The sequence below is a fragment of the Cellulosimicrobium composti genome (assembly GCF_009711085.1).
Lineage (GTDB): Bacteria > Actinomycetota > Actinomycetes > Actinomycetales > Cellulomonadaceae > Cellulosimicrobium > Cellulosimicrobium composti.
The window spans coordinates 1-381 of sequence record NZ_WMKA01000138.1; the positions used below are offsets into that span (position 1 = coordinate 1).

The 381-nt window shown below is 85.3% G+C and carries 1 pseudogene; it reads left to right on the forward strand.

Annotated elements, in window-relative coordinates:
* Positions 1-72 precede the first annotated feature (72 nt).
* Positions 73-381: pseudogene (locus tag GJV82_RS19275) on the forward strand (DNA polymerase III subunit gamma and tau); the annotation flags it as partial.

Consider the following 381-nt stretch of genomic DNA (forward strand, 5'->3'; position numbering starts at 1 on the left):
CCGGGAGCCCGTCCGGGCGCGGCGTCGGCGCCCACGGCGCGCGCGGCGACGGCCCCCCGTGGTGCGGTCGCCGTGCAGGAGCGCCCGGCACCGGCTCAGGCCGCGGACGCGCTCCCGGCAGACGGCCCGGCCGTCGACCCCCAGGACGAGGCCTGGCTCGCCGGGGCCGCGGTCCCGGCGGGTACCGCGCGCGTCGACGCGGCGGACGAGGCGTGGCTCGCCGGTGTCCCGGCCGAGCCGCCCGCCGACCTCGACGACGGCCCGGAGCCGGAGCCCGTGCTCGACCCCGCCCCCGGGGCGTCCGCGCCGACGTCCGCCGGGCCCCGAGCGGGGGGCGCGGCTGCGGCCGCCCGCCCGGTCGCCCCGTCGTCGGCACCGACC